This is a genomic window from Pseudochelatococcus sp. B33 (assembly GCF_053570585.1).
The window spans coordinates 33,241-59,664 of record NZ_JBSEFH010000003.1 but is presented as its reverse complement, the minus strand read 5'-3'; the positions used below and the strand labels follow the sequence as shown (position 1 = coordinate 59,664).

Genomic DNA, 26,424 nt, shown 5'->3' with positions numbered 1-26,424 from the left:
ACGCCTCTACCCGTTACCCTGATCCTGCCGGATTATTGCCCGATCGTCCGGCATTCCATGAATCGTCGGGCCCTTGCCGATCAGGGCAGACGACTGCGGCGGGCCGCCGCGCGTCTCGCTACTCACCGGCGATCGTGATCACGACCTTGCCGAAGATGTCGGGCGAGAGCTGCGCGTCATAGGCGGCCTTCGCCTCGTCGAAGCCGAACGTCTTGTAGATCATCGGCTTGATGCCGTTGTTCTCGATGAAGCCGACGGCCTGCTCGTGCTGCTGGCGACTGCCGACCGGAATGCCGCGCAGGCTCGTTCCCTTGGCGAGGAACAGGCCCGGGTCGATGACGTCCCCGAAGGTCATCAGGCCGATCACGGCGATGTCTCCGCCATAGGCGAGCGCCTGGAGGCACTGGTTGACCGAGCCGAACCCGGCGGTGTTGACCACCTTGTCGACCCCGCCGGTCGCCGCGAATACCGCCTTGCCCCAGTCGGGATCGGCCTTGTAGTCGAACGTCGCCGCGACGCCGAGATCCTTCAGCCGCCGGCTCTTGTCCACGCGGCTCGACGTCACGAACACCTCCGCTCCCATCGCCTTCGCCATGTCGACGGCGAACAGCGAGACGCCGCCGGTGCCGAGCATCAGGACCTTCTGGCCGCGTTCCAGCGGATAGGCGCCGCGCAGCGCCGTCCAGGCCGTGACGGCGGCGCAGGGAATGGTGGCCGCTTCGACGAGGCTCAGGTTCCGCGGCGCGCGGGTGACGCGCGACGCCGGCAGCACGACATACTCGGCCAGGACGCCGTCCTCCTCGAGCGAGCCCAGGCCGAGGCCCATGTCCGCATTCGGCGGCCAGGTGGCGAAATCGCGCAGATAGACGGTGGTGACCCGATCCCCCACCGACCATTGCGTCACGCCGTCGCCGATCGCATCGATGACGCCCGCGCCGTCGGCGACCGGGATCAGGTCGCGGTCCGTCCGCCAGCCGTCGCCGGCATTGCCCAGAACCAGATGATCCCGGTAATTCAGCGCCGCCGCGTGGACGCGCACGCGCACCTCTCCCGGACCGGGCTGCGGAATGGCGGCGGTCTCCTGGACCAGCCCATCGACCGACGTCACGCCCTTCTTCAAAATCCAACGTTTCATGAAACGACTCCGACTGCACCACTTCGATTTGCTGCGTTTCGTGCAATTCAAGCGCTTACCGTTTATCCGACTGGCCCATGTAAATCGGCGCGAGCTCCGGCCGGCGATGCGCGCCGTCATCGACACCCGTCGTCACGGATCCGCTCCGCCGGGGGCGGATCGTCGCAGGCGCAAGGACACCGCCAAGGCAAGTCAAGACCAGCCGTGCGAACGGTGCGGGCGAGGACGGCTGAGCCCCTTCACCACACTCCCGATCACTCGCGCGCGCTCAACTCGCCGTGCGGCCGGGGCGCCGGCAGCCGGTGCCTCAGATCAGCCTTTCGGGCAGGAACAGCGACCGGCGGCTGATGATCTTGCCGGACACCATGAACACGCCTTCGCCGGTATAGTGCAGGGTCTCGGGATGCTTCGGCGAAGATGCGACATGCGCCTTCACCACCTCGAAGATGAAAAAGTTGTAGCGATCGACCAGCGCATCCTCGTGCAGGCGGCATTCGAAACTGGCGTGGCATTCGCCGATCAGCGGCGCCTCGACCTTCTCGGCCTTCTGTGCCGTCAGGCCGAACTCGGCGAACTTGTCGATCTCGGCCCCGGAGGTGTTGCCGATCCGGACCACGGTGTCGGTCAAGGCCGTCGTCGGCAGGTTGATCACGCATTCGCGGCTGCCGCGGATCAGCCCGAAGCTGTGATTGCCGGCCGAGATCATCAGGCCGACGAGCGCGGGAGAGAACTCCAGGACCGTGTGCCAGCCGAGCGTCATGATATTGGTCCCGCCCTGCCATTTGGAGGAGACGAGGACGATCGGGCCCGGTTCCAGAAAGCGGCGCACCTTGCTGACCGGGAAGTCGGCCTTGGTGATGGTCTTCGTCATGCTACGGCTCCTTCAGGGAATGCACTAGCCGCGCGGCCGTCATCGAGCGCCGCGCCGGGAGGAACGCCCGGGACGGCCGACTGTTTCCTCATCGCATGTAGGACGCGATCAGCACCAGCCCGCAGGCACCGACGAGAAGCAGGATCTTCAAAGGCGAGGCGCTCTCGGCCAGGAAGGCGACACCGAACAGGATGGACGAAAGCGGCAAAGCGCTGGCCACCAGCGGCAGCGCGATGCTCAGGTTCACTCCCGTGGCGACCAGCCGGGCAAGCAGACCGATTCCGACTCCGAAGCCCAGGAACATGCCGATCGTCGGCCACAGCGCCGTCAGCCCCTTGGTGGCAGGTATCAGGAGAGCCCCCGCCACCTGGGTGGCCGTGCTCACAAGCAGCAGGATGATGACAGAAGGCGTGAACATCGGCATTTCCCTTCCTCCGACATGCTCGACGGAAATCGGCGTTGCCCGGGCTGGCGCTATTCCGTGACGGCGGTGGACCGGGACAGTTCGCGCCACCTGTCGGCTTCAGCGCGGTTCGTCTCCGCGCGAGCGATCAGGATGTCATAGGCGTCGGCGCTCGCGGCGAAGCGCACCGGCGGATCGTCCGAAGCCACCAGCGTCACGACCGCCTTGCCGAGCTTCGCCGGATCGCCGGCCTGCCGGTGGTTTATCCGGTCGAGATGGGCTCTGACGCCGGCCGAATAGTTCGCATAGTCCGGAATGGCGATGTCGCCGTAGGAGACCGAGCTCGGGTCGAGGAAATCCGTCCGAAAGAAGCCGGGCTCGATCAGCGTGGTCCTGATGCCGAACTGCGCCAGCTCGATGCGCAACGACTCCGACCAGCCTTCGAGGGCGTGCTTGGTGGCGCAGTAGATCGATCCTCCTTCGGCGCCGGCCAGACCGCCGGTCGACGATACCGTGAAGACAAGGCCGGAGCGCTGCGCGCGCATCAGCGGCAGCACAGCCCGGGTCACGGCAAAGACGCCGAAGACGTTGGTCGCGAACTGCCGGTCGATGTCGGCGACCGATTGCTGCTCGAACGCGCCGAGCTGGCCGTAGCCGGCATTGTTGACCAGCACGTCGATCCGCCCGAAGCGCCTGGAGGCGTCAGCCACCGCCGCATCGATCGACGCCTGATCCGTGACGTCGAGCCGCAGCGCCAGAAGGCGGCCATCAGCCTGGCCGGCAAGTCCGGCTTCGACAAGTCCGGCTTCGGCAAATCCGGCTTCGACCTGTTCGGGCCGGCGGGCGGTAGCGACGACCCGGTCGCCTGCCTCGAGCGCCGCACGCGCGATCTCAAGCCCGAGCCCACGGCTTGCACCGGTAATAAACCACGTTTTCATGCTCATATTCCCATGACTTCCCCGATCCACCAGGCGAGCATGACCGGGGATTGCGGGCGGCGTTAGCTCGATCCTGCCGAATTATTGCCCGATCCTCTGTCCGGCGACTTTTTTGAGAGCCGATGGGCCGCCAACTCGCTATAGTGCAGTGAGCTGAAGCGCCGTGAGACCGTGAGATGGAATACAGGACGACAAAAGAGGACGAAGCCCGGCGCCATGAGACGCTGACGATCCGTGCTGAATTGGCAAAGACGATTGCGACCCTGCTCGGCGACCGCGAGGCGCTTGAGGCACCCAATCTCGGGCTGACACTCATAAAGCTCACCAGCCCCACGGCTCCAACGCCCTACCAATACGAGCCGTCGCTGGCGATGATCATAAGGGGCCGGAAGCGGGTCATTCTTGGCGACACGACCTACTGGTACGACGAGTCCCAGTTTCTCCTCACCGCTGTCAATTTGCCGACGATCACCCAGGTCCTCGAAGCAAGTCCGCACGACCCGTACATGTCCATCCTCTGGAAATTCGATCTGTCCGCCGCCAAGCAGCTCATCGCGGAGATCGACACGGAGGAGCCATCCACGGGACCCGCGATGGCGGTCGGTCCCGCGACCAGGTCCTTGTACGATGCTCTCGCACGGCTGATCGATCTCCTGGCGACGCCGAGCGACGCGCCGATCCTCGGCGACCTTATCCAACGAGAGATGCTTTACCGCGTCCTGACCAGCCCCGCCGGTGCGCGACTGCGCCAGATCGTGCGGATCGGAACACAGAGCAACCGCGTTGCGCGCGCCGTCGCCTGGCTCCGGGAGAATTACAGGTCGCCGCTTCGTGTCGAAGAATTGGCGCGTATCTCGGGAATGGGCGTCTCAACGCTGCACCATCATTTCCGCGTCCTCACCGCGATGAGCCCGCTGCAATTCCAGAAGCATCTGCGGCTTCACGAGGCCCGACGCCTGTTGCTGGCGGAGGAGGTCGATGCGGGAACGGCCGCTCTTCATGTCGGGTATGAAAGCGCCACGCAGTTCAATCGGGAATATCGACGTCTTTTCGGGGCGCCACCTATTCGGGACGTGAAGGCTTTGCGGTCAATTTCAGCGGCCCCTACCGAAACGGCTGCGGCCATCTAGGCGCTGAACAAGGGCAGTACGCGCGCCGACCGTTGCCTTTCCTATTTTGTGGCGGGCCCACCCACTTGCGATCGCGGGCAGGGGCCCCGGCGATGTCGGCTGCCCGTGTCAGCCGCCGCGCGTCTACTTTTTGAGCGACGCCAGTTTGGCCAGCGCCTCGCTGCTGTGAATGACGTCAGCGTATTTTTGTTCGAGGTCGAACAAATTCGCCTCATGCGGCCCGACTGCTCTATCGCCGACGCAATCGCGCAACACGATCGGCCGATACCCCGCGCACAGGGCGTCGACGGCGGTTGCGCGCACGCAACCGCTTGTGGTGCAACCTGCTATAATCAGGGTATCGACCCGGCGTGTTGCCAACCAGCCGGCAAAAGTGCTGCCGACAAAGGCCGACGGAAACTGTTTGTCGATGACGAGCTCGCCGTCCACCGCTTTCAGTGTATCGACCGTCTCCGCGTGTGGTGAGCCCACGCGCAGCAGGTTGTTCGTCGGGAGCTTGATGTTGAACAAACCGAAGTTGCTGCCATCCGCGGCGTAGATGTGGCGCGTGTGTGCAATGGGAATACCGGCTGCGCGCGCAGCCTCCAGAACGGGCTGTGTGTTCGCGATGGCATCGCGGATATTGCCGCCACCGAGCACCGCCGGGTCGGCGAAGCCGTTGGTGAAGTCGATAACGACGAGGGCCAGACTTTCCCCGAACCCCAGTCGCTGCCCAAACCCCTGGCGCTGATATATCGCGATATCGTCTGTGACGTCGACCATTTTTGCCCCTTGATTATCGTATTAATGTCTTACAATATAATGCTAACCAGTATCTGGCCGGAACGCAAGCCGCGGTATCGAATGGATGGTCATGCGGGAGGGCGGGGTCGGGAGGGGAAGAACAATGGATCAGATGCCGAAATTCAAGGTGGCGGCTGTTCAGGCCGCGCCGGTGTTTCTTGATCGCGCGGCCAGCGTTGCCAAGGCCGTGAGTCTGATACGGGAGGCCGCCCAAAACGGGGCTGCCATCGTGGCGCTGCCGGAGGTGTTCATTCCCGGCTACGCCTACTGGAACTGGATCACCGATCCGTTCACCGGCAGCGAATGGTTCCGCCGCCTGTATCTGAGTTCACTGGTAGTGCCCGGGCCCGAGGTCGCCCTGTTATGCCAGGAGGCGCGCCTTGGAAACATATGGGTCGTGATCGGCGTCAACGAACGCAGCACCACCAGTACGGGTGTCATCTACAATACCAACCTCGTCATATCCAATGAGGGTGCACTGGTCGGCCGTCACCGCAAGCTCGTGCCGACTTTCGCCGAGAAGCTGACGTGGACGGGCGGCGACGGCAGCAGCCTGCGTGTTTACGATACGGGTTTCGCCCACCTGGGGACGCTGGCGTGCGGCGAGAACACCAACACGCTTGCCCGCTTCGCGCTACTGGCGCAGGGCGAGAAGCTCCATGTCGCGAATTATGTCGCTTTTCCCTTCACCGCCGACTACGACATGACGGAGGCAATCAAGATTCGGGCTGGCGCGCATGCTTTCGAGGGTAAGATCTTCAACATGGTCTCGTGTTCGGCCATGTCGCCGCAGATCGTCGACATGCTCGCAACCGATGATCGCATCCGGGAAAAGCTCACGGGAACGCCCAATGCCTTCACCGGCGTGTTCGGGCCGAACGGCCGGCTCGTAACGGAGCCGCTGATTGACGACGAAGGCATCGTCTATGCCGATATCGACCTCAATGACTGCATCGAGCCCAAGCAGTTTCACGACATCATCGGCCATTACAATCGCTTCGACATATTCAGACTGAGTGTCAATCGGGCGTCGACGCCTCCGGTCGATCTGTCTCCGGTCGCGCCGAACATGCACGAGTGGCATGCACCGTTCGACAACGCCGACGACGTTCCGGAAGGCAGTTGAGGCCTAGCCGTACCGTCGTCAGCGCTGCGGCCGGTTCTGCGGTCTCCTTGCGTATACTGGCATTATTGCGCCGGTCAGCTCCCGTCTTTCGGTCTTTTCGCGAAATCGCGATGCGACATCTCATTGGCGTACAGGGAAATGCCGAGCGCCGGCGCATGGGGCGCGGGCAACCCCTCTGTGCGCGCAAGAAATTGCTTGACCAGCGCAATGGAGCGTCGGTCATAGCCCGCTATCTGGCCGGCGAGGCGGGCGGCGAGATCGTCGAGGTCTTTGCTTTCGACTGCGCGCGCGGCAAGCCCGGCCTGAACGGCTTCGCTGCCAACGAGCGCGCGGCCCGTGTAGATCAGGTCTCCCAGCAGATTGCGCGGCAGCACGTAGCGATAGTGGCTGAGCACGATCGTGGGCGGAATACCGTGCGGAATTTCCGGAAAGCTGAGAAGGGCGTCGTTGGCGACGAGCACGATATCGCAACGTGCCGCCAGCGAAAGGCCCGCGCCCTCGGCTCGCCCGCGTATCACGGCGATGGTGACGGCGCGGCATCGCTGTACGGCTTCGTTCAGCCGCTGGATGCGCTCGAACTCCGCGGTGAGATCCAGCGGGTCGAACGACGGATCGGGAGAGCGCTGACGCCCCAAAGAGAAATCGGGGCCAACGGCGCCCAGCACGATCACGGCCGGACCGCCTTCGAGCGGGTTCACGCGCTCGAACTCTGCGGTGAGCGCCTCGATGGTCGCCTGGTCGATACGGTTGCCCGCATCGGGCCGGTTAAGCGAAAGGTACAACACACTTGATGCTTCGTTGAAAAGTATACTCATCCGCTTTTCCTCTCTGACGATATTATTCGATTCAGATCACGTATGTATTGAGAATTCGATCGCTGACGGCGATGCGGTTCGAAGCATTGAGCGCAAGCTCACGGCGCGCCTCCTCCATCTGCGCCGGGGTTTGCACGGATTGCTCCTGTTCCAGCCATTGGCGTGAAAACGTGTAGACGAAGGCGCATCTGGCGTACCGGGTGCGCGAGTAACGCATGAGCCTATCCTCGACGCTCCCGTCTCGCCGGGTCAGTTCATGCGCCAGGATCAACCCGTCCTCCGCCGCCATCGCTGCCCCCTGGGTGAGATGCGGAGGAACGACATGCGCGGCATCGCCACCCAGAACGATCCTCCCTCGATGCCACGGCCACGGAAGCAGCAGAGGTTCGAGCGGGCTGTAGACGATGTCGTCGTCATCCCGCAGCGCAGCGCTCACCTGCGCGACATAGCTTCCGAACTGGGAGAGGCGCTCCCGCAGCAGCGGCACGAGATCTTCCCGGGGGAAGAAGGCGCCGGCAGGCTCGGGGCGGATATTGAACAGGTACATCGTTTCCTTGTTGATCGGCATGGCTCCGGCCTTCCCGCCGATACCCTGAAAGAACTCCATGCCGGTGACACAGTCGGGCCGCGGCACCTGAACGCGCCAAGCGCCGAAGCCGCAATGGGTGGGCACGAACATCGTCCCGAACAGATGCAGACGCGTGGCGGAGCGGATGCCATCGAAACCGGCCACCAGATCGAAGGTTTCGGATCTGCCGTTGCTGAAATCGACCGTGACATGCGCCGGATCGTCCTCATGGAAGACGTCGGCGGTGACGCCAAGACGCACCTCGACACCCGCGCGCGTGGCGCCATCAAGCAAAATGCGATGCAACTCCGCGCGTGGCAACGCGCAGACGGGCGGAATGCGTGCGTCGCCCAGCAGGAACCGGTGCTCGGCGATCAACCGTCGATCGGCGTCGAAAATGGTCATATGATCATAAATGAAGCCTGTATCGAGCACCTGATCGAGCACCCCGCAAGCGTCATAGACCCGCAAGGCGTTTGCCGGCTGTCCCAGGCCGACCCCCGGGACATCGAAGCAGGGGCGGCGTTCGATCAGGACGACCTCCACACCCCGTTGCGCGAAGGCGACCGCCGCCGTCAGACCGCCGACCCCGCCGCCGATCACCAGGACCCGCCCGATCTCGCTCATGCCTGTGCCCCTCTCTTAATTCAAGCCGACGCTCTGACTGGCGCGCTTTGCCTGCCGTCAATGCGATAGAGTCGACGATATATAACTCAAGTTACACACCTCCCATCTCCGGTCAATACGCGCCGCTCGCATTTTGTCGGCTCAACGAGAGAAAGCGCCCGGCAGCGGGGGAAAAAAGAGCATATGATACAATACGCTAGTTTGTGTTTGACATGTATGTCTTACAATCTTAATGTCGAACATATCTTCCAAGGGGATTGTGAGGGGGCACCACATGATGAACTGCTCCGGTCATTTCCATGGCGATAGGCCTGTCGGGCCTCGCATGTAGCGTTTGATCGCGCATGCCACGCCGCTGTCCCGTCTCAAGCTGACACGCGGCGGTAAACCGCTCTGGAGGACGGTTACGCCAGCGCGGAGGTGTATTATTATCGACAATAAGGAACTGGAAGTATGAAAAAAATAGAAATTCCGAATGTCGTACCTTCGAATACCGCCGAGTGGGGCAGTGATGTCGCCGCCAGTATGCTGAGGGCGCTGGATATTCCCTATATCTCGCTCAATCCCGGGGCAAGTTATCGCGGATTTCACGACAGCATCGTCAACCATCTCGGCAATGAGACCCCGAAGATGCTGTTATGCCTCAACGAGGATCACGTCGTTTCCATCGCGCACGGCTATGCCAAGGTGACGGGGAAGGCGATGGCGTGCGTGCTGCATAGCAACGTCGGCCTGCTGCATGGGGCGATGGGCATCTTCAACGCCTGGTGCGACAGAGCGCCGATGCTGGTGATTGGCGCGACGGGGCCGGTGGCGCCCGAAAAGCGGCGGCCGTGGATCGATTGGATCCACACAGCCAAGGATCAGGGCGCCGTGCTGCGTGACTACACCAAATGGGATGACGAGCCGCGTTCGGCTCCCGGCATCGTCGAGGCGTTCCTGCGCGGCGCCCAGCTCACCAACAGCCAGCCCACCGCACCTGTCTACATTTGCCTTGACGCCGGTCTTCAGGAGCAAAAGCTCGACAGGCCCGTGAACGTGCCTGACGTCGCCCGCTATCAGCCCGCTCCTGCGCCGCGGGCGCGTGCGGGCGAGGTGGAGGCGGTCGCGGACTTGCTGGCGACGGCCAAGAATCCGCTTGTCCTGTTCGGTCGCGGGGGGCGGTCGCAGGAGGCGTGGGACCGGCGTGTGCGCCTGGCCGAACTCGCCGGCGCCGGCGTGATGACTTCGGTGCGCGAGCGCTCCATCTTCCCGACCGATCACGGCCTGCATGTGGTGCCTCCGTTCTACTGGCTGAGCCCGGCCGCCAAGGAGATCGTGCGCCAGGCCGATGTCATCGTGAGCTTCGACTGGGTCGATCTCAACGGCTTCCTGCTGCAGGTCTCTCGGGAGACCGAAGCGTTTCCCGCACGGATCGCGCACGTCTCACTCGACAGCAGCCTGCATCGCGGCTGGAGCATGGATTACTTCGCGCTGCCGCCGGTCGACGTCCCGGTCGCAGCCGACCCCGACGGCTTCATGACGGAGGTGCTGGCCTGCCTGGAAGCGAAGCTCGACGGCAGACCGAAATGGGATGGGGTGAGCAGGAATACCGCGCCCGAGCCTGCCTACAGCGCCAACGCGGCGACCGAAATGGGACCGCGCGACATCGAGGTTGCGCTTGCCCGCATTCGCGGCGCGCAGAAGTTTACCCTGGCCCATGTGACGATCGGCTGGGCGGGCGATACCTACCATTTCAGGGATCCCTACGATTTCATGGGCCACGACGGTGGTGCAGGGCTTGCGGCGGGACCGGGCCTGACGGTGGGTGTCGCGCTGGCGCTGAAGGATCAGGGGAGGCCGGTTGTATCGGTATTGGGCGACGGCGATTTCCTGCAAGGGGTCACGGCACTCTGGACGGCGGCGCATTACGGCATTCCGGCGCTTTTCATCGTTTCCAACAATCGCTCCAACTTCAATGACGAAATCCACCAGGAGGCCGTGGCGAAGGCGCGCGGACGTCCGGTCGAAAACCGCTGGATCGGCCAGCGCATGTCGGAGCCGGTGGTTGATCTGGCCGCGATGGCTCGCGCGCAGGGCGTGGAGGCGGAAGGCCCCGTCAGGACGGTCGATATGCTCGAGGCCGCCATCGAACGCGGACTGACGGTCGTGCGGCAGGGAAAGCCGTATCTGATCGATGCCCACGTCACGCCGGGATACGCCAGTCCGCCTCTGTCGCGCGGCGAATAGGAAGCAGCGCCCGGACAATCACGAACGGGATAGCCGTTCCGGGAATTCAAGGAGATCCCTGTGAGCAACAATGCCAAGTTCTACATAGATGGCCAGTGGGTCGATCCGCTAAAAGGGCAATTGTTCGATGTCATCAACCCGGCCACGGAGGAGGTCGCCGGGCAGATCAGTCTCGGTTCGGCCGCCGATGTCGATCGAGCGGTTCGGGCCGCGCGTGCGGCATTCCCGTCGTTCTCGCAGACATCCAAGGAAGAGCGCCTCGCCTTGCTGGAGCGTATCATCGCCGTCTATGAGCGGCGGTTTGAAGACATAGCCCAGGTCGTCACGGCCGAGATGGGATCGCCCATCTGGTTTGCGCGCGCGGTGCAGGCCGACACGGCGCTGGCGCATTTCAAGCAGATGCTGAAGGTGCTGCGGGACTACGATTTCGGTCACATGCTCGGCAAGACGCGCATCGTACGCGAGGCGATCGGCGTTTGCGGCTTCATTACGCCCTGGAATTGGCCCGTCAACCAGATCGCATCGAAATTCGCGCCAGCGCTGGCAGCCGGATGCACCGCGGTGGTGAAGCCGAGCGAAATTGCGCCGCTGAGCGCCATCATACTGACGGAAGTTCTGCACGAGGCCGGTGTTCCGAAAGGCGTATTCAATCTCGTCAACGGCGATGGTCCCACCGTCGGGGAGGCGATCTCCGCCCACCCCGATATCGACATGGTGTCGTTTACGGGCTCGACGCGGGCCGGTATCCTCGTCGCCAAGTCGGCGGCCGATACGGTCAAGCGGGTGCATCAGGAACTGGGCGGGAAGGGCGCCAACATTATCCTGCCGGGCGCTGACCTTGAAAAAGCGGTTTCGGCCGGCGTGCTGCGCAGCTTTACCAACTCCGGGCAATCGTGCCAGGCGCCCACCCGCATGCTGATCCACAAGAGTCAGACGGACGAGGCCGTCGCCATCGCCAAAGCGACTGCCGAAGCCGTCGTCGTGGGCGATCCGTTCGCGCCGGATACACGGCTGGGACCACTCGTGAGCAGGGCGCAGTTCGACCGGGTACAGCACTTCATCAACACCGGCATCGACGAGGGGGCGATGCTGGTGGCGGGCGGTCCGGGCCTCCCGCCGGGGCTGAACCGGGGCTACTACGTGCGCCCCACGGTCTTCGCACATGTCGACCCTCGTGCGACGATTGCGCAGCAGGAAATTTTCGGCCCCGTCCTGTCGATGATTACCTACGAGGACGAGGACGACGCCGTCAGGATCGCCAATGATACGATCTATGGACTGTCGGGCTACGTGTTCGCCGGCGATCTGCCGGAAGCCCGCCGGGTCGGCCTGCAGCTTCGGGCCGGGCGCATTTACCTGAACGGCGCTCCCCATGGCGCATTGCAGGATGTAGAAGCGCCTTTCGGCGGCTACAAACAATCAGGGAACGGCCGCGAAGCGGGCATCTACGGGCTTGAGGATTTCCTCGAGATCAAGGCCGTCATCGGCTACGAGATCTGAAAGCCGCGACATCGCTGTCGGGGAGGCGCCGGGCATCCCCGGCGCCTCCATCTCATTCACCCGCCACCGGCGGCAGGCTGAGCGCCTGATCGACGAGCGCACCCGCTCGCCTGAAGTCGTAGTTGCGGAACATGTTCATCTTCACGAGGAACGACGCCCCGCCGTAGAATTTCTCGTATTGCTGATGGCGGTTGCCGAACTCCGTGCCGATGAAATCCCAGGCCAGCCGCATGAGGGCCACGCGCTGGCGCGCGTCGAGGTGCGACGATCGATAGTAGCGCTCGATATCGGCGGCGGTTTCGGGGTTGTCGAAGTCCTTGATCGACGACGGCAGCGTGATCATGGCCGCGCCGGTGAGTTCGCGGACAATGTCGATCATGCGCGGGTTGATCTCGGACTGAAGCGCCATCACCGCATAGAGGAGCGAGGCCGACGGCCACAGCACGCCTTCGTCGTCGTAGTAGGCTGCTGTCTCCTGCGCGTGCAGCATGCCCTCGACGATCGAGGCGAGGGAAGCAAGTTCGCCCATCTGCACCTGCACGGGCGGCGCGCTGTCATTGCCGGTGGCCTCGTTCATGCGCTTGGCGAGCCCCAGCAGGAAACGCAGCTTGGTCGCGAAACGCGCCTGCGCCTGGTGATTGCCGTACAGATGCGATGGCGTCTTCCACCATTGGTCCCGGCAGAGCTCGAGATCGCGGTAGATGAAGACATGCTCCCATGGCACGAACACCTCGTCGAGCACCACGAAACAATCCGTCTCGTCGAAACGGCTCGTCAGCGGATAGTCCCATGAACTGGTGGCTTGCGGGGCGAAGGCGCGGCGCGAATAAAGCCTCACGCCCTCCGCGTCCAATGGAATGGCGACGCTGATGGCGTAGTTCTCGTCGCCGGGCTGGAGCGGATGGATGCTGCTGAGGTGCAGATAGTCCGCATAGACGCCGCCGGTAGCAAGCTGCTGCCCGCCCGATACGATAATGCCGCCATCGACTTCGCGTACCACGCCGGCGTAGAGGTGGGGATCGGACTGCTTGTGCGCCGGCTTGCTGCGGTCGATCTGGGGCGGGACGATCGCATAGGAAACATAAAGATGATTGTCGCGCAGGTAGCGATAGAAATTGACGACGTTATCAGCGTATTGCTGGCCGGACCTGGCGAATACCGAGGGCTTGGCAGCATAGCCCGTGAAGAAATTGGCCACGTGATCGGGCGTGCGGCCCATCAGGCCGAACGTCAGCTCGGCCCATTTTTCAGCGGCAATGCGCTTGGCGCGCAGGTCGGCGTGCGTTCTGGGGATCTGGTAGCAGCGCCATGCCAGGGCTTTCGTTTCAGGGTCTTCATATAGCATGACATCGCGGTTTTCGGGGGCTGCGGCATAGTCGATCAGCCGGGCGATCTGGCGTGCGCCTTCGCGGAATGCCGGGTGGATCGTGGGGTCGCTCACCCGTTCGCCGTCAAGATAGACGCGCCTGTTGCTGGCTTTCAGATCTCTGAGAAAGTCCGCTCCCGTGCGCAGGCCATGCTCGCCGTTGCGCTGATACTCCCGGACGTTTGTTCGTGCTGACATATCATGTTCCCTCGTTATTGAGCGGCTTCTTGCGTGGAGCCCTGCGACATGCGGCTGCGCCGGTCTCCCCGCCCTCGGCCCAATGGCCGGTTTGTGCGATGCCTCACATAATAGATACGATATGAATATAATTATGTATATAAAAAAATAGCTAGTATCGTACTCAAAACGATGGAGACGCGTGAAGCCCGATGCTAGTGAGGAAAGGGCGAGACAGAGAATGCATCGGCGAATTCGCTTGTCGACGAATCCACATGGAGGAAAAATGCGCTCACCCGCCCGCGCGAAAGGCGATCTATTCCGCCCTCCTGCCACCACGTCGCGGCAGTCGTTTCTTCAAAACGGCAGCGATCAGGGCTTTCGGGAGGCCATTTACATCATGGTGATGGCGCTCGATGGCCTGCTGAAGTGCCGCGATATCTTCGGCAAGGAACTCGGCCTGACGGGCAGCCAGTTCGCGGTGCTGATCGGCACGGCCTACCGGCAGGGGGCGGAAGGCGTCACTGTGCGCGACCTCGCCGAACACGTGCGGCTCGCGGCCCCTCACGTCACCACGGAGGTCGGGCGCCTCATCCGCCTCGGCCTGCTCACGAAGTGCCCGCACAGCAGCGACCGGCGTAGTGTGCTGGTGTCGCTGACGCCGGCCGGTGAGGAAGCTGTCTTGCGCGTCTCGCCGCTCGTGCGGCAGGTAAACGATATCCTTTTCGACACGATCAGCGCCGAAGACCTCACTCACGTCGTCAACGTCATGCGCACATTGGCGCTCAATGCGGAGCGGGTTTTCGCGCAGATGCGGCTGGGAGAACTGACGAAGAAATCATGAACAGCATTCCGGTCGGGTGGTGTCCAATTCTCACCGGGCGTGCTTGACGCGGCGTGGCGGGCGCTGTCAAATGACGGTAAGATTGTCAGACAAAACGTGTCGCTCGCGGGAGGCGGCGCCGGCGTCTGAACAGGTTTCTCCAGGTGATGTCGTCGATAAACGAGGCTGAATGATGAGCGATTCCGAACGGCAATTCCGGGATGTCCTGGGCCTTTTCCCCACTGGGGTTGCAATTGTCACGACGATCGCTCCCGATGGTTCTCCGTTGGGTGCGACGGTGAGTTCGTTCAACTCGGTTTCGCTTGCGCCGCCGTTGATCCTGTTCAGCATCGCGAAGAAGGCCCATGCGCTTTCCATCTGGGAAGAAGCCGAACATTACGCCGTCAATCTGCTGCGCGAGGATCAGAGCGAGCTATCGACACGTTTCGCCCGCGCGCTGAGTGATAAATGGAGTGGCATCGCCCCCGTCAACAAGGGTGACAATATCCTGTTGCCCGAAGCGCTTGCGTGGTTCGAGTGCAGCCGCTATGCCTGCCACGATGGTGGCGATCATATCATTCTCGTCGGCAGGGTCACGGCGTTCGCCGCGGCCGGCGACAGCAACCCGCGTCCGCTGGTGTTCTACAAGGGCAGCTATCGCAAGCTTGACGGTCATCAAGAGATCCAAACCCCGCGCGGCCTCGATTATCTGGTTCACGGCTGGTGATGGGCCCCGGCCGGTCAGCGGCGACAGCAAGCCCGCCGCGTGATGCAATAATTCTACGCTTGCGGTTCCGATCCGACGTAAAACCGCGAGATCTCCAGCGCTGCATAACGTTGGCGTGGAGTCACCGTTGCGCGAAAACAAGCGACCTTCACGTGAACATCGTTGACGATCGCACGTAGCCGCTCCCGGCCCTGTTCCGTCGCCGCGACGAACGTCGTTCTGCGATCGCGCTCGGAACGTATGCGCCTTACCAGCCGCGCTGTTTCCAACTGCAAGACGAGACGGGAGGCAAGAGCGGAGACGATGTTGAGGCGTTCCGCCAGATGCCCCACGGGAAGCATATGGTCGGGGGCTCCGTATATCTGGATGAGCGCCTGATGCTGCAGCGGCTCAAGCCCGTTGGCACGGCTGCAGTCGTCGATGATGCGCTGGACCTTTCTGACGATGTAGCGTGCGTCGGCAACGATCTCCATATAGTCGTCGAAGCCGTAGATGTGCTCATGTCCGTCCGTATCGTTCCATATGACACGCCCTTCAGCTTCCACAGCCCGCTTCCTCCCCATGGGTATGACATGCGATCATCGATGGGGACGTTACTGCACTGCAAGTGCGGAAACGGCAATATCGAACATGGGCCTTCGTCGCATAGTCCCTCATGGTGGCGGGTGGCACACGCTCGTAACGATTCTCCGGACGAGAGGGGTGACGGCAACGACGGCGGGAAAGGCGACGCACCACGCCGCAGGCCATGCCGTAAGCCATTTAAAGAAAAAATCCGGCGCGGGCCCGATGGAGCGAAAAGTCGCCACCCCGGTCACGATGAACGACACGAACCCCGACAGGACCGCACCGAATACGAAACGCGCGCAGGAGTGAGGTAGCCGTATGCTCACCTCTCCACCTCAATGGCCCTGACCGCTGAAATCGAGGGGAAGCACGCACTTCGCCACGCGCACGTTCCTGATTGTCGCCGGTGTGTTGCGACTGCGGCCCACGAAACGGGGCACGCCCGCCGAGACAACCGCACCCACGGCGGGGATATCGCCATTGCGCAAAGCGCTGAGGGCGTCCGTTTGCGAACCTCCGGCGCTGGCGTCGATCAGCACCACATCAGCGTCCCTGCCCGGGGCGAGGATGCCGCTGTTCAGGCGATAAACCTGCGCATTGTTGCCGGTGGCGGCAGCGACAGCGACCTCGGGGGCGATGCGTGTGAGGGAGGCAAGGTGGCTGATCGTATAGAGCATGCCGAGCGGCATGATTCCGCTGCCGGTCGGCGTGTCCGTCGCGATCAACAGCCGGTCCAGCGCATCCTTCTGATGCAGCAGGTTGGCGACGAGCAACGTCGTGCGCAGGTTGCCGGCCGTGCAGATCTGCAGGGCGATCTCCGACTCATCGACCAGTCGCGGAAAGTCCTCATCCGGAATGGCGACCGGGCCGCCGTTGACGTGATAGGAAACGCGGGGATTGATGGCCAGCACATGATCCGCCCAGATGCCGCTCGATCCGGGAATGGATGACCCGCCTGTATGCACCATTGAAATCATGTCGTACTTGTGCGCGAGGGCGACGAGCGGTGCGTAGTCGAAGGGCGAGGCAAAGGCACCGAAGCCGGCCTTCACCATCCACACGCCAAGGCGCGCGAGTTCCGCGAAATCGGACTCGACCAGGCCGGGCTCGAGAATGAGCGAGCCGGCGTGCACCCGCATGCCGCCGGGACGATACGTCTCGAAACATTTCAAGGCCGCGACGGCAAGCGCCTTGACGCCGGCCACATCCGTGGGGCGTCCGGGCACGTGGACTTCCGAGGCGCTGATGCTGGTCGTGACGCCGCCATGCACATAGCTTTCCAGAAAGCCGACGGTTCTCTGGCGCGGTGTATAATCACCGAACGTGATGTGCACGTGGGAATCGATGAGGCCGGGGATAGCGACGACGCCATCGGCGTCGATAATCACGTCGCAGCCGTCCAATGATTGTGCGGAATCGTTGCCGATGCTCGATATCCGTCCGCCTTCCATGATGATGCAATTGCCTGGAACGACGGGGTTGTTGATATCGCCGCTCAGGATGGAGGCAAGATTAACAATGGCTGTCCGCATGCTTTTCCCCTCTGGTGCTTGCGTCCCGAATGCCTCGCGGTAGTCTGGCACAAGAGCCGGTTCCATTGCCCCTTATGCCCGCTCGGTCAGGAAGCGCGGTCGCGCGCACGAACCTCCTCATGCGTCAGCCCGCCGACGCGCGCGTTCAGACGACCACGATTGGCCAGGCAGAATATCACCGCTATTTCATCCGGTGCAGGGGCATCCGGCAGCGAGAGGGTCATCGTGTTATAGTGCGAGCGCACATAGACATCATCGACGTGGTTCATGGGCACGTCGATCGGCGTGCCGGGCGCCACGACCTTGGTCACGGAGGAAATCCAGGCTTTTCCCCGGCCCAGCGCCTCGCGGAACGGTGCGGCGAATTCGGTCGTCAGCAATGCGTTGGCGTGCTCCAGTTCTCCCGCGAGACCCACGAGACCGCCTTTGCCATAACCTTCCGCCTCGTACGGACCGAGTGCTTCGATCGCTCTGCCGACCATTTGCCGGCCCAGTTCGACGCTGGCCTCAATAGCGGGACGCAGATCCTCGACATAGCCGTTGATAAGCGGATTTTGGACGACGGCAACGGTGGCGATCCGGCGCAGGGGGCGCTCGGTCACGCGTCCCGCTTCTTCCCATTTTTCGTCAATGATTGTGAATGTCCGCCGTATATTGAGTTTCATCGAATACTCCCATAAGAAAATCCGGTCGGGAAAACAGACCCGTGAAAGCGCGACCCTGCGGCGACGACAGATCTCCCAACGGAATCTGGCCCGCAATTGCCTCTTTTTGTTCAAGCAGCGTTTTTGAGAACCGGTTCTTATTTTTCCGCCGATACCCCCGACCTCCCTCACGAGCTTGACTCGCATCATGCTAGACATATACTGTCGTCAGACAATCTGTCAATCAGGGTATTTGTGATGCCGCGTCATAAGGGTGAGGCCATTCTGTTCTCGGAAATGACTCCGGGAGATGAGTTCGAGGATGAATTCAATCGCTGGTATGACGAGGAGCATATTCCCGTCCGTATGAACTGCCCCGGATTCGTCAGCGGGCAGCGCTATCGTGCCAACGGCTCGCCGGGTTATCTCGCCGTCTATGAGCTCGATCATCTCGACGTGCTGAAGACGGAAGCCTATGCGGCGATCAAAAACCAGCCCTCCGCCCTGACGGCGCTGATGCTGTCGCGGGTAACGGGGTTCACCCGTTATCTGGCGGTGGAAACGTCCGTGGTGGCGCACGATGGCGATCCGGAACGACAGATCGACGCGCCCGTGCTTTACGCAGTGTTCTTCAATGTTCCGTCTGCGAGCTTCGAGGCATTCGACGCGTGGTACGAACAGGATCACATTCCACTGCTGATGCAATCCCCGGATTGGCTGATGGTGCGGCGCTTGCGCATTGCCGATGGCGCGCCGGAAACATTCACCCATCTTGCCCTTCATTATCTCGCCGATGTGCGGGCGCTCGCTTCACCGGAGCGCGAGAGGGCGCGCAATTCTCCCTGGCGGGCCGAAATTGCGCGCAATCCGTGGTTCAAGGGCAAGTATCTCGTTTTCGATCGCCATGGCGGAAGGCAGCAGGCGACGCATGGGATCGGATCGGATCATCTTCCAGTTCGTTCCGGTTAATTGGGGGGTATCGTCCGACGGGTATGCGGACCAGGAGAAGATGCTTCATGGATCTGCGCATTGCTCCCGTGACAGTTCAGCGGCAAACGGTCGAGAGGCTTCGCGCGGCGATACTGGCCGGCATGTTTCAGCCGGGCGAGCGGCTCGTGGAAGCAGAGTTGCAGGCTCTGCTTGGTATCAGCCGTCCATCGTTGCGGGAGGCCCTGCGTAGTCTGGAAGCGGAGCGGCTGATCACGATCATTCCCAATCGCGGCCCTTATATTCCCGTGGTGCCGTGGGAAGAGGCAGAGCAGATCTACCGGGTCCGCGCGCTTTTGGAAGGGGAGGCGGCCGCACGGTGCGCTGCCTTGCGCGGCGAAGAAACCGCTGTGGCGCTGAATGGGGCCGTCGAGATGTTCGCAGCCGCCGTCCGAGAGGGTAACAGTGCTGGCTGTATAGAGGCCGCCGCCCGGTTTTATGAGGTGCTGCTCGATCAATGCGGCAACAGCATCATACGGGATACGCTGCGAAGATTGACGGCCCGCATCAACTTCCTGCGCTTCCGGTCACTGTCGCAACCGGGCAGAATGGATCAAAGTATGCGCGAAATGGAGCAGATTGCAGCGACGATCGCTCGGGGCGATGCAGAGGCCGCACGTCAGGCCGCCCGTGAGCATACGCGGCGCGCATGCTGCGCCGCACGGCAATCATACGAAGACGATTTGCTGGACTAGAGCGCTTTCCGTTCGAACGGAATCGTTTGAAAGATCATAATTCACTCAAAATCAAAAAGTTAGAGCATGTTGTCGTTTCGGTGAAAAGACAACATGCTCTAACGTTCCGTTCGCGCGGAAAACGGAGAGAAACGCGGCAGTGTTTGCTTGCGGCAGACCATCCGGCGATGGTGCGTTGACAGGCGGATCGACACCATGATTGTGAGAGACGGACATTAAACCGGCGTCACGCAGGCTGAAATCACGGAGGTTTTCTGCAGGCGGCGATCTGTCGTGGCGTTCCCGCAGCTGTCGACGGTTTCGGGGCCGCGCGCGAGCATTCGCGCAGGACGCCGGTGACAGGGACCACGATCCCCAGCCCAAATAGCGCGTCGGGCCGAAAATACAGACGCTTTCCGGCCCGATTGCTTCGCTTCTCACTGCTCCGGCTTCAGTCCGATCGACTTGACGAGCGGGCCGAAGCGATCGTGTTCGGCCACATAGAACTCCTTGAGGTCGTCCGGCGTGGAACCCACGAGGACGGCACCCCGCTCGATGAGTCTCTCCCTGAAGTCAGGATAGGCGATGGCTTTGGCGATATCCGCGCTGATCTTGTCGACGATGGTTTGCGGTGTGCCCTTGGGCGCTACGATGGACGACCATGACTGGATTTGCAGATAGTCGTACTCGGCTTCCACCGCATTTGGCACGTCGGGCAACAGCTGCGAGCGTTCCGCCGCCAGGGTCGCTATCGCCCTGAGCTTGCCGGCCTGAACGTGAGGAATGACTTCCGTCGGTACGCCGGCATAGAAGTCGATCCGGCCGGCGATCAGGTCGACAACGCCCTGCCCGCCGCTTTTATAGGGCACGTGCACCATATCGAGAGTTTCCCGCTGCGCCAGCAGTTCCCCCACGAGGTGAGAGGTGGTTCCCGCTCCCGGCGAGAGGTAAGTGACGCCGGGATTGGCACGCGCGTGCTCGACGAGCTCCTTAATGGTATGGACCGGCAGGTTCGGGTTGACCACCAGGACCATGGGATAATAGGCGACGAGCGATATCGGCTCGAAGCTCGTGTCGGTTTTGTATTTGAGATCAGGGTACACGTGCTGCGTGATGACGAACGGCGGCGGCGCCAGCAGCAAGGTATAGCCGTCGGCGGGGGCACGCGACACATACTCGGCTCCGACGGTCGTGGTTGCGCCCGGGCGGTTTTCCACAACCACCGGCTGACTCCAGACCTCGCCTAGCTGTTGAGCGAGGTTTCGTCCCATGATGTCGGAGGAACCGCCGGGCGCATATGGGACGACCAGGGTGACCGGTTTGGTCGGAAACGTTTCCGCGCGCGCGTCGCCGAAAGGCTGTGAGAACAACAAGAACAGTGCTAATGTCAACGTCCACTTCATCCCAGTTCCCCTTTGGATCACTATATTTGTTGATGTTCAGTGATTGTCGCGAAGGACGGTGGTCGGTAGCGCGGCGCGCCGACAATCGAAATGGTCGCCACTGCGCTGTCTTTTGCTGGTGCATCGAATGTCCCGAAAATCGCACCCATCTTTCAGTCTGATGCATTCGGGCGGCACTTTGGGCCGCAATCGTGCCCGCCGACCCATCTGTTTGTCCGCGTATCGGATTGTCGCCGAGTTGACGGTTCGCCCAGGGGAGCCTGTTGCCGTGGCGCCATGCTCCGTTGTCCCCTTGTGCTGACAACCACATGATGAAGATTATCTAAATGTATGACAATTTGTCAATAATAACGCAACAAGGTGCTTTTCCGCTGGATGGCGGCGCGGTGTGGTGATGAATGAGTGGCTTCAACCGGTGCGTCAGGACGTCTTGCGCATCGATGGGCCTGTGGATGACCGGACAGTCCGGTGCAAGCAGCGCGACCGCATTTCCTTGGAATCATCGAGAATGTGCAGAAAATCGCCGTCGAAGCGCTGCGGACATGAAGCAGCGGGCAGCTTGACACAGGCATTGACGCACGGACATACGTCCAGATGCCGGAAAGGACTGCACGAATTCTGCGATCGTTCACCGTAAAAACGGGGAAGAAGTCTCCCGCTTCCATCGTCGCGTGCAAAACACATCCAGGAAGGCGGAATAGTAATATATTCCAAAGGGTTATGAATTTTGCAACAGTTGAATTGTTATAAATTCTACTTGACGATACCAACCTTATGATATTGTAGATGAGGATGGATCGTCAGGCTGTTTCGGCGCGCCCTGGTGGGCGATCGAGGGGCGGACTGAAGATGCGCAAATTGGAGCCATCCGATTTTGTCAGACAGGGAGACATTTTGCAGATATGCATCCTGCAGGGTTCTCGCCACAGGGGGCGTTCACGATGCCAGCCGCGACTGAAGATTGCGTTGCGCTCGGTGCAGTGGCATTTCGCGCCGTGTTTTGGTCTGCCGTAGGCTGGGTCCAGATCGGGCGAAGAGCGTTTGCGGGACGATCCGTCGGAGTGCTGCGACACGTATGCGTAAGATCGTCCAAAGAAAATTATTAGGTGGGAATAAGGTAAGCCATGACACCCTTCGATCTTCGCGTGTCCCCCAAAACGGTACAGCATCAATCGGTTGAAAAACTTCGCGCAGCCATTGTCACTGGCGTTTTCAAACCGGGTGATCGGCTTGTCGAGGCTGAGCTGTGTAAGATGCTCGGCGTCAGCCGCCCGTCCATACGCGAGGCGTTACGCAGCCTTGAGGCCGAGCGGCTGGTGGTGATGATCCCCAACCGCGGACCGCAGATCCCGGTGCTTTCCTGGCAGGAGGCAACGGAGATCTATCAGGTGCGGGCGCTGCTGGAAGGGGAGGCGGCGGCGCTGGCCACGCGGCACGCGACGCCTGCCGATTGCAAGCGCATGCGCACGATACTGACAGCCTTCGGAAAAGCGGTGCGGGCAAACGACAGCGAGGCGCAACTGTCCGTGACGGTCGAACTCTACGATGAGATATTGCGTCTGTGTCGCAACAAGATCATCAAGGAAATCCTGCATGGATTGCATGTCCGCATCAATTTCTTGCGTGGACGCTCCATGTCGCTGCCCGGGCGTGCGAAAAACAGCCATCAGGAAATGAAGGCCATCGTCAAGGCGATCGAGGCGGGGGATGAGGAAGGCGCCCGCCGCGCCGCGATAGAGCACGTGGAGCAGGCCTATAATTCCGCCCGCGCCGCCTATGAACTCGAACAACCCGGAATCACCGCCAAAGATCCGTCCTGATCCGAGGAGGGCCGACCAACCGATAAGGACAAGCCGGGACATCGCCTGTTGCGACGGCCCGGCTCGCTTTGCGGGCTACATTTGGCCGAACCATCGCATCGGTGCCAGGGTGATGGCGGGCACATAAGTCAGCAGCATCAGCATGGCCAGGTAGATGAACAGGAAGGGCACAACCCCGCGATAGAGCGCCGGCAGCGGCGTCCTGAACAAGGCGTGCGAGGCGAACAGGTTTAGCCCGAACGGCGGCAGGAACATGCCGATGGCCAGGTTGACGGTGACGATAATGCCGAAGTGCAGCGGATCGACGCCGGCCTGGGCGGCGATCGGCGTCAGCAGCGGCGTCAGCACCAGAATGGCCGGGGGCGGCTCGAGGACGCTGCCGACGAACAGCAGCACGAAGTTGATGACGAGCAGCAGCAGCCAGGTTTCGAGGTGCAGGCCCTGAATGAAGGCGACAAGCTGTTGCGGAAAGCCGCTGGTGGCTACCAGCCATCCATAGGCGCCCGCCGCACCAACGAGTATCATGATCTGTCCGACAAGCACCGCGGAATCAAGCGTGATGCGCAGCACATCGCCCCAACTGAGTTCCCGATAGATAAACACCGATACGAAGATCGCATAGATGCATGCGATGCCGGCCGCTTCGGTTGGCGTGAACACGCCGCCGTAAATTCCGCCAAGAATCAGGATGGGCGCAAAGACGGCGAAGACCGAACGGCGCAGGGCGGCCAGGATGACATCGAGCTGCGGCGGGTCACCCGCCGCGATGTTCCTGAGACGCGCGCGCACAACGACGTATACGGCAAGCGCCCCCCCGATAAGCAGTCCCGGGACAATGCCGGCGATGAAAAGCTGCGTTACCGATTGCTGGGCAGCGATTCCGTAGATGATCATGGGGATGGACGGGGGAATGATCACGTCGATGACGCCGGTCGCAGTGATCATGCTCACCGAGAAAGTCCGCCCGTAGCCGTTTTTCTCGAGCGCGGGCAATGTCAGCTTGCCGATTGCCGCGACGCAAGCGACGCTCGACCCCGACATGGCGCCGAAAGCCGACGCCGATCCGATCGTCGCAATGCCGAGCGACCCGCGTACGCCGCCGACGGTCGACATGATGAGCGTTATCAAGCGCTGGGCGATGCCGCCGCGCGCCATGATGTCGCCAGCCAGAATGAAGAGCGGAACCGCCAGCAGCGAAAAGGTGTCGAGACTGCCGAAAACGGCGGTATGAACGGCATAGATGGGACCGATGCCGAGATAGAGGACGCCCGCTGTGCTGGCTATCAGCAGGACGAGAAATATCGGCATGCCAAGCACGAGAAGGGATACCGGAAGGCCAACAAAAACGAGCGCTGTCATGGGTTGCCTTCCTGTGCCTTTGTGTGGGCGGTTCCCGTGCCGGCGGCCGCCTGCGCCTCGGCGGCGGCGAGATCCGGGTAGCTCTCGTCGTCATGATCACTCGGACGCGCGTCCAGCCCGAAGGCAAGGAGGCGCAGCACGATCATGATTGCAAATGAAGTCAGGCCGAGCGGAACGAAGCTCTGGGGTATCCACATCGGCACTTCAAGCGCATCGCTCCGTTGGTCGAACGCATACAGCATCGAGACGATTTCAATGCTGGCAAAACTGATGACAAGTAGTACTGTAACTCCAAGCACAGCACAAAAAAGAACTACAATCCGTCTGAGGTGACGTCTCATGCGATACAGAAAAACATCCAGCTTCATGTGTATCCCACGCCATGATACTGTAATTCCTCCCACGAAAACCACGAAAATCATCAGGTACAACATACTTTCTTCGGCCCAGAGTATGGGGGCTGCGAAGAAATAACGCCCTGCGACGTTGATTCCGTTGATGGCCACGATCACCAGGAGCGCAATTCCCGCGAGATACATGCACACGTTGCTGATCGCATCTCCCGTGCGCCTGATCGTTGCCGCCCAATGTGCGTGACTGTTCACCGGTTGTGTCAGAGAACATTCTTTATGCATCACCAATCCCACTTCTCCCAGCCGTACAGGTCAGTTCTTGGTTAAGCTGGCTTTCGCCCAAGCCTGTCCTTGTTTCAGGCGCTTGCTCTGGATCTGTCTCGTCGCGCTTCGTAGCATGCCGGGCGCAATCCGTTCTTGCCATTGACCCTGATATATGTAAGACAATCTGTCAATCTGGTTATGTGAGGCGCCGAGCGCCGAACGTGCGCGATCTCGTATCGGTTGCTATCGACAAGCAAATCGGATGCCAATCCGGTTGTCGGGGTGGCGGTTGTGTTCAATAATCCAGAGAAACACCTGCAAACAGGTGTTGGCATCCGGTTAATGCTGCTTCGTTTTGAGGCGTGGCTGTTTTGCCATGGGGAACATAGCAGCTCTAATCGCGATAAACAGACGGGAACGGAGCGTTAGATGAACACGATAGTTAGATATTTCATTGCCATGCTCGGCATGGGCGTGCTGGCGGTCACTGCACCGGCCGGCATCTCCAGGGCGCAGACGGCACCGATCGTGATGAAAATAGGCACTGCGACGGTCAACGATGCGCAACATGAATGGATGAAGCGCTTTGCCGCCCAGCTCGACGAGGATACCGGCGGCCGCATCAAGGTTGAGATCTATCCTTCAAGCCAGCTTGGCCAAATCCCGCGCATGATCGAGCAGACGCAGTTCGGGGCGATCCAGGGTTTCGTCGGCCCGCCCGAATTCCTCACCGGCGTCGACAGCCGTTTCCAGTTGCTCAGCGCTCCTGGCTTGTTCACGGACGTCGCGCACGCCAACCGTACCTTGCAGGATCCCGAGTTCAACAAGGCCTTTCTTGAACTGGGCTCCGACAAGGGCCTCAAGGGACTAGGGCTTTTCATCTCCGGGCCGACCGTATTCGTATCGCGCAGGCCCATTACCAAGCTTGCCGATTTCGAGGGCCTGAAGACCCGTGTTCCGGCCGGATCGCTGCAGATCGGCCAGGTGCGTGCGCTCAAGGCTGCTCCGGTGCCGATGTCGCTCGGCGAAGTGCTGCCCGCGTTGCAGCAGGGCGCACTCGACGGCGTCATGAGCTGCGTGCCGATTTTCGTCGCCCTGCGCTTCAACGATGCAGCCAAGCATCTCATTGAAACCAACCACGGCATCATTTCCGCAACGACAGTCATCAGCAAGCTTTGGTTCGACAAGCTCCCTCCCGATTTGCAGGAGGCCGTCGTCAAAGCCGGCAAGAAAGTCAGCGAGGAACTTTTTCAGTTCTCTCTTGACGACGTGAATAACGGCTATGAGACGTGGGTCAAGAACGGCGGTGAGATTGTCCGGCTTTCTCCCGAGGAGCAGAAGCAGCTCATGGACCTTGTATTGCCCGTCGGGGAGGAGGTAACCTCGAAGAATCCCCAAGAGAAGGCACTGTACGAGATCCTGCTCGCGGCCGCGGAACGGACGAGGGACTGAGCGCATCGCCGAAAATGCGAGCCTCCAGCATGATTGACATCGTTGTCTGACAATCTTAACGTTAGATCAACGAACGGGCCCAAATTCCGGCTGCCTGCCGGCGCGTGGCGGATTCAACCCGCCTCGCGTGATGCCTGAGGCCCTGACAACC

At 61.5% G+C, this 26,424-nt stretch carries 25 protein-coding genes; 10 read left to right on the top strand and 15 right to left on the bottom strand.

Going from position 1 to position 26,424, the window contains the following annotated elements; genetic code table 11:
• Nucleotides 1–118 precede the first annotated feature (118 nt).
• The 4 genes from ACUSIJ_RS03820 to ACUSIJ_RS03805 all read right to left on the bottom strand — a co-directional run bounded on the left by ACUSIJ_RS03820 (nt 119) and on the right by ACUSIJ_RS03805 (nt 3,347).
• Nucleotides 119–1,135 carry a zinc-dependent alcohol dehydrogenase family protein gene (locus ACUSIJ_RS03820; RefSeq protein ID WP_449307045.1) on the bottom strand — a complete coding sequence of 339 codons (1,017 nt, stop codon included), beginning with the start codon at nt 1,133–1,135 and terminating at the stop codon, nt 119–121.
• A 307-nt stretch (nt 1,136–1,442) separates the two neighbouring features.
• Nucleotides 1,443–2,006, bottom strand: a complete 564-nt coding sequence (locus tag ACUSIJ_RS03815; protein ID WP_449307044.1) for a flavin reductase family protein — start codon at nt 2,004–2,006, stop codon at nt 1,443–1,445.
• Between the two features lie 88 nt (nt 2,007–2,094).
• A complete protein-coding gene (locus ACUSIJ_RS03810; RefSeq protein WP_449307043.1) occupies nt 2,095–2,424 on the bottom strand; it encodes a hypothetical protein in 330 nt (109 codons plus the stop codon).
• Between the two features lie 56 nt (nt 2,425–2,480).
• Nucleotides 2,481–3,347, bottom strand: a complete 867-nt coding sequence (locus tag ACUSIJ_RS03805) for an SDR family NAD(P)-dependent oxidoreductase (RefSeq protein WP_449307042.1) — start codon at nt 3,345–3,347, stop codon at nt 2,481–2,483.
• Nucleotides 3,348–3,523: 176 nt separating this feature from the next.
• On the opposite strand from ACUSIJ_RS03805, the gene ACUSIJ_RS03800 reads away from it, so the two are divergent.
• Nucleotides 3,524–4,477, top strand: a complete 954-nt coding sequence (locus tag ACUSIJ_RS03800; protein WP_449307041.1) for an AraC family transcriptional regulator N-terminal domain-containing protein — start codon at nt 3,524–3,526, stop codon at nt 4,475–4,477.
• A 123-nt stretch (nt 4,478–4,600) separates the two neighbouring features.
• On the opposite strand, the gene ACUSIJ_RS03795 is transcribed toward ACUSIJ_RS03800, so the two are convergent.
• Nucleotides 4,601–5,239, bottom strand: coding sequence for an isochorismatase family protein (locus tag ACUSIJ_RS03795; RefSeq protein ID WP_449307040.1), 639 nt, complete (start codon nt 5,237–5,239; stop codon nt 4,601–4,603).
• Between the two features lie 124 nt (nt 5,240–5,363).
• Here ACUSIJ_RS03795 and ACUSIJ_RS03790 point away from each other — a divergent pair, with 124 nt between their 5' ends.
• Complete coding sequence (locus tag ACUSIJ_RS03790; RefSeq protein WP_449307039.1) at nt 5,364–6,386, top strand: carbon-nitrogen hydrolase family protein; 1,023 nt, start codon at nt 5,364–5,366, stop codon at nt 6,384–6,386.
• Nucleotides 6,387–6,460: 74 nt separating this feature from the next.
• Here ACUSIJ_RS03790 and ACUSIJ_RS03785 read toward each other — a convergent pair whose 3' ends face one another.
• Nucleotides 6,461–7,201 (bottom strand): enoyl-CoA hydratase/isomerase family protein, encoded by a 741-nt coding sequence (locus ACUSIJ_RS03785; RefSeq protein WP_449307038.1) that lies wholly within the window; start codon nt 7,199–7,201, stop codon nt 6,461–6,463.
• Between the two features lie 31 nt (nt 7,202–7,232).
• Nucleotides 7,233–8,396: an FAD-dependent monooxygenase gene (locus ACUSIJ_RS03780; protein WP_449307037.1), complete on the bottom strand. Its 1,164-nt coding sequence runs from the start codon at nt 8,394–8,396 to the stop codon at nt 7,233–7,235.
• A gap of 453 nt (nt 8,397–8,849) precedes the next feature.
• Here ACUSIJ_RS03780 and ACUSIJ_RS03775 point away from each other — a divergent pair, with 453 nt between their 5' ends.
• Both ACUSIJ_RS03775 and ACUSIJ_RS03770 read left to right on the top strand, forming a co-directional pair.
• Nucleotides 8,850–10,625, top strand: coding sequence for a thiamine pyrophosphate-binding protein (locus ACUSIJ_RS03775; protein WP_449307036.1), 1,776 nt, complete (start codon nt 8,850–8,852; stop codon nt 10,623–10,625).
• A gap of 60 nt (nt 10,626–10,685) precedes the next feature.
• On the top strand, nt 10,686–12,125 hold the full coding sequence (locus ACUSIJ_RS03770) for an aldehyde dehydrogenase family protein (protein ID WP_449307035.1): 1,440 nt from the start codon (nt 10,686–10,688) through the stop codon (nt 12,123–12,125).
• A gap of 52 nt (nt 12,126–12,177) precedes the next feature.
• Here the strand turns inward: ACUSIJ_RS03770 and ACUSIJ_RS03765 are convergent, their stop codons facing one another.
• Nucleotides 12,178–13,689 carry a 4-hydroxyphenylacetate 3-hydroxylase family protein gene (locus ACUSIJ_RS03765; protein ID WP_449307034.1) on the bottom strand — a complete coding sequence of 504 codons (1,512 nt, stop codon included), beginning with the start codon at nt 13,687–13,689 and terminating at the stop codon, nt 12,178–12,180.
• A gap of 265 nt (nt 13,690–13,954) precedes the next feature.
• Here ACUSIJ_RS03765 and ACUSIJ_RS03760 point away from each other — a divergent pair, with 265 nt between their 5' ends.
• Nucleotides 13,955–14,512, top strand: coding sequence for a MarR family winged helix-turn-helix transcriptional regulator (locus ACUSIJ_RS03760; protein ID WP_449307033.1), 558 nt, complete (start codon nt 13,955–13,957; stop codon nt 14,510–14,512).
• A 169-nt stretch (nt 14,513–14,681) separates the two neighbouring features.
• On the top strand, nt 14,682–15,218 hold the full coding sequence (locus tag ACUSIJ_RS03755; RefSeq protein ID WP_449307032.1) for a flavin reductase family protein: 537 nt from the start codon (nt 14,682–14,684) through the stop codon (nt 15,216–15,218).
• Nucleotides 15,219–15,271: 53 nt separating this feature from the next.
• Here the strand turns inward: ACUSIJ_RS03755 and ACUSIJ_RS03750 are convergent, their stop codons facing one another.
• The 4 genes from ACUSIJ_RS03750 to ACUSIJ_RS03735 all read right to left on the bottom strand — a co-directional run bounded on the left by ACUSIJ_RS03750 (nt 15,272) and on the right by ACUSIJ_RS03735 (nt 18,096).
• On the bottom strand, nt 15,272–15,763 hold the full coding sequence (locus ACUSIJ_RS03750; protein WP_449307031.1) for a MarR family transcriptional regulator: 492 nt from the start codon (nt 15,761–15,763) through the stop codon (nt 15,272–15,274).
• Nucleotides 15,764–15,871: 108 nt separating this feature from the next.
• Nucleotides 15,872–16,048 carry a DUF2798 domain-containing protein gene (locus tag ACUSIJ_RS03745; protein ID WP_449307277.1) on the bottom strand — a complete coding sequence of 59 codons (177 nt, stop codon included), beginning with the start codon at nt 16,046–16,048 and terminating at the stop codon, nt 15,872–15,874.
• A 72-nt stretch (nt 16,049–16,120) separates the two neighbouring features.
• Nucleotides 16,121–17,317 carry an amidohydrolase family protein gene (locus tag ACUSIJ_RS03740; protein WP_449307030.1) on the bottom strand — a complete coding sequence of 399 codons (1,197 nt, stop codon included), beginning with the start codon at nt 17,315–17,317 and terminating at the stop codon, nt 16,121–16,123.
• An 86-nt stretch (nt 17,318–17,403) separates the two neighbouring features.
• Nucleotides 17,404–18,096, bottom strand: coding sequence for an amino acid synthesis family protein (locus tag ACUSIJ_RS03735; protein ID WP_449307029.1), 693 nt, complete (start codon nt 18,094–18,096; stop codon nt 17,404–17,406).
• Here ACUSIJ_RS03735 and ACUSIJ_RS03730 point away from each other — a divergent pair.
• A complete protein-coding gene (locus tag ACUSIJ_RS03730) occupies nt 18,079–18,930 on the top strand; it encodes a hypothetical protein (protein WP_449307028.1) in 852 nt (283 codons plus the stop codon). The two genes, ACUSIJ_RS03735 and ACUSIJ_RS03730, sit on opposite strands and share 18 nt — an antisense overlap.
• Nucleotides 18,931–18,977: 47 nt before the next feature.
• A complete protein-coding gene (locus tag ACUSIJ_RS03725; RefSeq protein WP_449307027.1) occupies nt 18,978–19,643 on the top strand; it encodes a GntR family transcriptional regulator in 666 nt (221 codons plus the stop codon).
• A 416-nt stretch (nt 19,644–20,059) separates the two neighbouring features.
• Here ACUSIJ_RS03725 and ACUSIJ_RS03720 read toward each other — a convergent pair whose 3' ends face one another.
• Nucleotides 20,060–21,025 carry a Bug family tripartite tricarboxylate transporter substrate binding protein gene (locus ACUSIJ_RS03720; RefSeq protein ID WP_449307026.1) on the bottom strand — a complete coding sequence of 322 codons (966 nt, stop codon included), beginning with the start codon at nt 21,023–21,025 and terminating at the stop codon, nt 20,060–20,062.
• 1,124 nt (nt 21,026–22,149) lie between these two features.
• On the opposite strand from ACUSIJ_RS03720, the gene ACUSIJ_RS03715 reads away from it, so the two are divergent.
• Nucleotides 22,150–22,845, top strand: coding sequence for a GntR family transcriptional regulator (locus ACUSIJ_RS03715; protein ID WP_449307025.1), 696 nt, complete (start codon nt 22,150–22,152; stop codon nt 22,843–22,845).
• A gap of 75 nt (nt 22,846–22,920) precedes the next feature.
• Here the strand turns inward: ACUSIJ_RS03715 and ACUSIJ_RS03710 are convergent, their stop codons facing one another.
• Both ACUSIJ_RS03710 and ACUSIJ_RS03705 read right to left on the bottom strand, forming a co-directional pair.
• Nucleotides 22,921–24,204 carry a TRAP transporter large permease gene (locus ACUSIJ_RS03710; RefSeq protein WP_449307024.1) on the bottom strand — a complete coding sequence of 428 codons (1,284 nt, stop codon included), beginning with the start codon at nt 24,202–24,204 and terminating at the stop codon, nt 22,921–22,923.
• Nucleotides 24,201–24,839, bottom strand: coding sequence for a TRAP transporter small permease (locus tag ACUSIJ_RS03705; protein WP_449307276.1), 639 nt, complete (start codon nt 24,837–24,839; stop codon nt 24,201–24,203). The genes ACUSIJ_RS03710 and ACUSIJ_RS03705 overlap by 4 nt, the downstream gene beginning before the upstream one ends.
• A gap of 411 nt (nt 24,840–25,250) precedes the next feature.
• Here ACUSIJ_RS03705 and ACUSIJ_RS03700 point away from each other — a divergent pair, with 411 nt between their 5' ends.
• The gene (locus ACUSIJ_RS03700; RefSeq protein ID WP_449307023.1) at nt 25,251–26,273 is read left to right on the top strand and encodes a TRAP transporter substrate-binding protein; all 1,023 of its coding nucleotides are present in this window, start codon (nt 25,251–25,253) and stop codon (nt 26,271–26,273) included.
• The last annotated feature ends 151 nt before the right edge of the window (nt 26,274–26,424 follow it).